General features: G+C 64.3%; 4 protein-coding genes. 3 read left to right on the forward strand and 1 reads right to left on the reverse strand.

Annotated elements, in window-relative coordinates; translation table 11 throughout:
* Nucleotides 1–9: 9 nt before the first annotated feature.
* Nucleotides 10–819, reverse strand: a complete 810-nt coding sequence (locus IFT82_RS19110) for a RepB family plasmid replication initiator protein (protein WP_207105843.1) — start codon at nucleotides 817–819, stop codon at nucleotides 10–12.
* Between the two features lie 1,006 nt (nucleotides 820–1,825).
* Here IFT82_RS19110 and IFT82_RS19115 point away from each other — a divergent pair.
* The 3 genes from IFT82_RS19115 (at nucleotide 1,826) to IFT82_RS19125 (ending at nucleotide 6,460) form a co-directional block, all read left to right on the forward strand.
* Entirely contained in the window at nucleotides 1,826–2,584 is a 759-nt protein-coding gene (locus tag IFT82_RS19115) for a hypothetical protein (RefSeq protein WP_192129717.1), read from the forward strand.
* Entirely contained in the window at nucleotides 2,584–5,913 is a 3,330-nt protein-coding gene (gene mobF, locus IFT82_RS19120) for a MobF family relaxase (RefSeq protein WP_192129718.1), read from the forward strand. The genes IFT82_RS19115 and mobF overlap by 1 nt, the downstream gene beginning before the upstream one ends.
* 148 nt (nucleotides 5,914–6,061) lie before the next feature.
* Nucleotides 6,062–6,460 carry a hypothetical protein gene (locus IFT82_RS19125; RefSeq protein ID WP_192129719.1) on the forward strand — a complete coding sequence of 133 codons (399 nt, stop codon included), beginning with the start codon at nucleotides 6,062–6,064 and terminating at the stop codon, nucleotides 6,458–6,460.
* The last annotated feature ends 61 nt before the right edge of the window (nucleotides 6,461–6,521 follow it).

Below are 6,521 nucleotides of genomic sequence, written 5' to 3' on the forward strand. Positions count from 1 at the left end.
CCGCATATCCTACTTGCGTGAGGCTATCAGGCGAGGTCCGGTGTCCATAAAATTCGTGATCTCGATCTTTCCATCGATACGAGCCTTGCGGCCGACTTTGGGACGCAGCAGTTCATCCATCGCCGCCTGCCATTCTTCTGAACTTTTGCCAGCCCAGCGGAGCCGATAACCGGCAACCGCGCTACGTGGACCTCCTTCGCGGATCACTTCAACTTCGACATTGCAGTCCGAAAGGGCGTTCACTTCCGTTAGGGCCGGATCAAGCACACGCCGCTTGAAATCAGGGAAGCGGGTCAGGAGATCGCGGTCGACGCTGAGCAATTCCCGAAAGTCATCCGGTTTAAAAAATTGGTTGTTGTGCTTAAGATTTATTCGCAAGCAGATGGCTTCGTAAAGTGCAAGTGCGTACTTCGATGAAAACGCGAACATAACGCTCGCTTTGATGCGTCCCCAATAGTCCGAGCGAGATATAATATCGCGAACTTCTTTGTGAAAAGAATAGGCGACTTCTCCATTGGGATTATCTTCGTCATCGGTGGTTGTAGTGCTAGCGAGAAGCTGAACTCGCGTCGTCGCCTTATTGCCCTTGCTGTCACGCGTTGGGATCAGGATCAGGGTCTTCATCAAGTTTTCGATAGAGTCCCGTACCCGCTCGCCGCCCCGATGAGCCGGTCCGCGCAGGCGTGCCATAGGCATACGGTGATGCCGATCGGAGGCGATGTCTGGTCCGGCATGCTCGATCAATAGGTTGAGGACACGCCGATCATGTAAGGTAAGCGCAGCACTTTGGCGAATGTCGATCAGTTCGCCAGGCTTCACGATTCCTTCGGCGGAATGCCGCTGGCGGATAGTTCGTCCCATATCCTATTGTCTATCGTGACGTGACAAAGGTCAATCTGTCACGACACGATATGGCATTAAAAGGGCCCCCCAATTTGTCACGATATACGACAGAAGGCGATGCGTAAGACTGGTGGCCCATGTCTATCTAACCCTCTGAAATAACCTGTTTTTATGCAGATTGTGAAAATCGATCGTGCGGTAGCAGAAAGAGCGATCCAATCCGTCACGATAGCCCCCCCAATCCGTCACGATAGCCCCCCCGATTCGTCACTACTTGCGCCCCCCATCCGTCACGTTAAACCCCCGAAACGTCACGTTACGAGGCATAAAGGCATTTAATATCAATGGGTTACGTCACGCGAATCTACTGAAATTAAAGAAATAGAATCTCTGAACAGGCTGGAAGCTCAGAAAGGGCAATATGCTCCAACCGGTAATGCATAAAAACAGGTATCAGTGGCTTGAACATGAACCGATGAGCTGAAGCCCTTTTGTCGGCTTGTCGCACGAGCATGGGGCACTTCACCATACAGAAGCTAAATCAATGCGGACCTACTCCTTGACCGTATGGTGATCGAGCTACGCAGTGACGAAAGATATTATCGGCATCAATCGGATAAGCATTGGAAGCCGTGACCGAAACACGGTCTGCTGGCCGGCTATCACGCCGGCCCAAGGTCCCGGTGGAAAGCCAAGAACGGGTTCCGGGATACATCAAATATCAACACGTCAAAACTGGGAATCTCAGGGCTCAGGAAGCACACATCACGCTGTGTCCAGCACAGGTAAGTAGCTGATATTGTTGGAGTATGATGCCGTCATACGGCAGTAAGCTCAGTTCGTATGATGTCATACCCGGTATGATGCCGGTATGACGCGAAAACGGTGCTTGCGCTTCGTGGCGCAGCGGTCTTCCTGTGGGTCCGCAGCGCATGGACGCAGGCCCATTGGGGGGCAGAGCGGCGCGACCGGGAGCAGCGACATGAGTGAACGCGAACGGATCACGATCTCGATCGGCGCGGACGAAAACGCGCTGATCCGGGAGGAGTCCAAGCGCACCGACGAGACGTTCAGCGGCGCCATCATCCGGCTAGCGAAGCTGGGTCTCAAGCATCAACGCCAAGCCGAGGCGGGCGGGATCGTGGTGCGCGATGGTGCCGCCGTGACGGACGAGCCGCCGGTGCCATTGCTGCCGGCAGCCACCCCAAGCACTGTGCCCTCCACCTCGACCGACATCGTGCCGGTGGCGCCTGCAGCCGTGGCGGTAAGGCCGCCGGCGCCGGCGCTGCTTACCGTCGACGAACCAACAGTGACCGGCGGTCATCCTGCCTATCGGTTCAGGACAGCGCCACAACGCTGGTGGACGCCGACGCCAGCCAGTGAGCCTCCGGTGGGGTCGGACAAGGCACGCTGGGCCTCTGTGGGGCTGCTGTCGGCCATGCTGGCGGTGATGCTGGTCCCCGGCAACGGTGCAGGCGCAGCTGCGATCAGCAAGGTGGCACTCGGGCAGCCGGGCAACGGCGTTGCCGCCTCCAACCTGCTGTTCGAGCGCTACAGCCAGCGGGCGGGACCGCTGCGCCACTGGGATGCGACCAACCGGCTCGCCGAAAACGATGGCCGGGTGAAGGCCTGCGCGGACCGTGCCGACCGCTTCGCCGACTACCGCCGGCTCACCCGCTGCGAGATCCTCGTCTCCAGCCGCAAGCGTGCGATCGAGGTCGGGCAGGGCATCGTCGACTGATGCTGACCCCGGCCGTCGTCCGCTCCGCCGCAGGCGCCGCCAGCTACTATGCCACCGACAATTACTACACCGACGGTCAGGCCACCGAGGCGAGCCTGTGGATGGGGCAGGGAGCTGAAGTGCTCGGACTGGAGGGTAAGGTCGGGCAGCAGGCCTTCGAGGCGGTGCTGGCCGGCAGGCTGCCGGGCGGCGACACCATCGCGGCCGGCGCCAACGGCAAGCACCGCGCCGGGCTCGACTTCACCTTCTCCGCGCCGAAATCGCTGTCGCTGCTCGCCTATGTCGGTGGTGACGTCCGTCTGCTGGATGCGCATATGGCCGCGGTCAGGACGACGATCGGGTGGATGGAGGCCAACCTCGCCGAGACCCGGGTCAGCCGCGACGGCCGCCAAGAGGCGGTAAGGAGCGGCAATCTCGTCGTCGCGCTGTTCCAGCACGACACCAGCCGCGCCCTCGATCCGCAGGCGCATATCCATGCGATCATCGCCAATGCGACCAGGGCGCCTGACGGCAGCTGGCACGCGCTCCACAATGATGCCCTGTGGGCGGGCTACACCGCGGCTGCCTCGGTCTACAACGCGACGCTGCGCGCCGCGGTCGAGCAGCTCGGTTATGTCACCGAGCGCGTTGCCAAACATGGCCAGTTCGAGATCGCCGGCATTCCCCGCGATACCATCGCGCTGTTCTCGACCCGCTCCGCCGAGATCGATGCCGGCATGGCGGCGATGACGCATCACACGCCTGAGGCACGCTCGGCGGTGACGCTCAGCACCCGGGCGGCCAAGCCGGCCGCGCTCGACCGTGACGTGCTGCGCGGGGAGTGGGCTGAGCAGGCACGGGGCGCGGGGGTCGATCTGCCGGCGATGGTGGTAGCGGCGCAGGCGAGGGCGGTCAGTTCGCCGACGACGTGGCAGCGGCTGGTGGCGGGGGCAGGTGGTATTGCCGCGCAAGGGATCGTGCTGGCGGAGCGGCTCGGCATCCGCATCGGCCCTGCGCCGGATCCGCTGGTCCCTGAGCGGGCCGGGCGGCTGCGGCCCGATGCGTTTGTCGCCGCGCATGCGGTGGCATCCGCTATCCGTCATCTCGGTGAACGCGAGGCGGCGTTTCCGGCGCGCGACGTGCTCAAGGCGGCGCTTGATCTGGGCGCACCGGTCGCGGTTGCCGCGGTCGAGCAGCGTATCGCCCTGCTGGCGACGCGCGGGCTGCTCATCGCCGATAACGCCGGCCTGATGATGACCACCGAGCAGGCGGTCGCCATCGAGCGCAACATCGTCGCTGGTGTCCGTGCCGGTCGCGATGCCGTGCCCGCGATCATCGCCGCCGGCGACGCCGGCGTGCGCATCCAGCAAGCGGCACTCGCGGCGATGAACCGTAAGCTCAACACCGGCCAGCTGGCGGCCGCCACCACCATCCTCACCGCCCGTGATCGCGTCGTCGCGGTGCAGGGCGTGGCCGGGGCGGGCAAGTCGTCGATGCTGAAGCCCGTCGTTGCGATCGCCAGGGCCGAAGGGCGGCAGGTGATCGGTCTTGCCATCCAGAACAGCGTCGCCCGCCGGCTTGGCGCCGACACCAGCGTTGCGGCTCGGACGATCACGTCGTTCCTGCGCGAGCATGAGTACCGGCCGGGGACCTCGCTGCGCGGCGCGATGCTGGTCGTCGACGAGGCTTCGATGATCGACAACCGCACGATGGAGCGGTTGGTCGACGTCGCCCAGGCGCACGGCGTCGGCCGGCTGGTGCTGGTCGGTGACCGCAAGCAGCTCGGCGCCGTCCAGGCGGGCAAGCCGTTCGACGTCATCCTGCGCGCCGGCAGCCGCACTGCGGTCATGGACGAGAATGTCCGTGCCACCACGCCCGGGATGCGCGCCATCCATGCCGCGGCGCAAGCTGGTCATGTCCCTGAGCTGATGCGGCTGCTGCAGCCCGACACCATCGCGGCACCTGGTACCGCCGCGGCGGTCGTCGCCGACCGCTGGATGGCGCTGTCGCCGGCAGATCGGGCCCGCACCGGCATCTATGCATCGGGCCGGCAGCTGCGTGCCGAGATCAACGACGAGGTCCAGCGCCGGCGTCTGGCCGCGGGCGAGCTGCAGGGCACGGCTGCCCGCTTCGAGGTGCTGTCGCCGGTGCATCTCACCCGCGAGGAGCAGCGTGCGCCTGAGCACTACCCGCGTGACCGCATCGTCGAGTTCAGCCGCGGCGTGCCGACCCAAGGCATTCGCCCTGGCTTTGCGGTGGTGGTGGGCGTGACCGGCGCCGTCGTCACCCTGCGCCGGCCTGGCGGCCGCCAGGAGCAGTTCCGGCCGGGCAGGCTTGCCGCCAACCGGGTCGACGACTTCGTGCGGGTGTACGAGCGTCAGGGCATTACCCTTTATGCCGGTGACCCGCTGCGCTGGACCGCCACCGACCATGATCGTGGCCTGGTCAATGCCGACACCGCCCGCCTGACCCGGGTCGCGCCCGATGCGCTCACCGTCGCGACCGCGGACGGCCGCGAGCTGCGGCTCGAGCGGGGTGATCCGATGCTCAAGCGGCTCGACCTTGCCTATGCCACCAGCACTCATGCCGCCCAGGGTGCGACTAGCGATCTCGGCATCGTCGTCGCCGACAGTCGCGAGGGCAGGCTCATCACTACCAGCTTGCTGCGCGTGCTTGCCACCCGCATGCGCGAGGGCGTGACATTGGTCGTCGATGACGGGAAGCGGCTCGAGAAGGTCGCCAGCAAGCAGAGCGGTGAGAAGACCGCGGCGAGTGATGTCGTCGGGCAGGGCATCGTGGCGGCCGCTCCCGCCGACGAGGCGCTGATCCAGCTGCCTGACCCGCGTGCCGCTGAGATGGCGGCGATCCGGGACTATGCCCGTGCCTTCATCGCGGTGGAGACCGCGCACCAGCGCCGCGAGTGGCCGGAGCGCGACGATGTTCGCGCCATGCATGCCAGTGCCGATCGGCTCGACCAGTTGCGGCCGGGCGGTGCCGAGGATGTCCGGACGGTGCTCGATCGAATGCCTGAGCTCGGCCGTGACATCGCCAGCGGTCGGACTGAGGCGGCGTGGCGGGCCTGGGTCGATGAAGGGCAGGTGCGGGCGGGCAGGGGGGCAGACTATGCCGCGCGCTTCGTCGCCGACTGGCGTGCCGCCTCGGCGGAGCGTGCCAGAGCAGGCGACGAAGACGGCAGCTGGCGGGCGGAGCGTAAGCGGGAACGGCTGGCCGAGCGCATGGAGCAGCAGCCAAGGCTGGCACGGGCGTTGGAGCAGCGGATCCCGGAGCGTCACCTTGAGATCGACCGCCTCGGTATGACCCGGACACGGGATATCGGTATTGGGTTATGAACGACCGCGGCTTGGAGTTCGTCGGCTGGCTGAAATGCAGGTGGGAGTAGGACACCCATAGGCTATGAGTGGCAGCCAAGGCAGGCCTCTAAAGTTGGGCTGCGGCCTGTCATGGGGTGAGGAACACATGCACTTTCGAGCAGCCGCTATGATCACCGGCCTGATATGGGCAGCGTCAGCAGCAGCGCAGACCGAACCGGTTGCCGTGGCAACTGCTTTTCTCAAAGCCCTTACTGATGGCGATGTCGTCGCCATCCGCGCTTTGCGTACCCCGGATGCGGTTTTTGGCGCCGGGGATATTGCGGGTCCGATGGCTGAAGCGGAAACCGTGCTGCTGAGGCTTTCGCAGCGGAAATGCTCGGTTGGAAAGCCTGTGCTGTCATCTGAGCTGGTCGACTCGACCATGCTCGGCCTGGATTCTGTCAAAACCGGAGACGGCAGGTGGGTTGAAGCAATAATGTCGTGCTTGGCTGATAAGGGCGGGACCAAAAACACCCCGGTCAGGGTGGCGGTCGTTCGTGGGAAGATTGCGGCATTCGGTTTCTGATTGCTGACTTAGAGCGTTTTCCGGCCGACCTGAGTCGAAGGGGATTCACACGGGCGTGCTG

The sequence above is a fragment of the Sphingomonas sp. CFBP 8760 genome, from assembly GCF_014841615.1.
In the GTDB taxonomy this organism is placed as follows: Bacteria; Pseudomonadota; Alphaproteobacteria; order Sphingomonadales; family Sphingomonadaceae; genus Sphingomonas.

Bases quoted from the DNA above. Each gene is read 5' to 3' on its own strand.
- IFT82_RS19125 (WP_192129719.1), top strand. From the start codon at position 6,062: ATGATCACCGGCCTGATATGGGCAGCGTCAGCAGCAGCGCAGACCGAA.
- IFT82_RS19115 (WP_192129717.1), top strand. From the start codon at position 1,826: ATGAGTGAACGCGAACGGATCACGATCTCGATCGGCGCGGACGAAAAC.
- mobF (WP_192129718.1), top strand. From the start codon at position 2,584: ATGCTGACCCCGGCCGTCGTCCGCTCCGCCGCAGGCGCCGCCAGCTAC.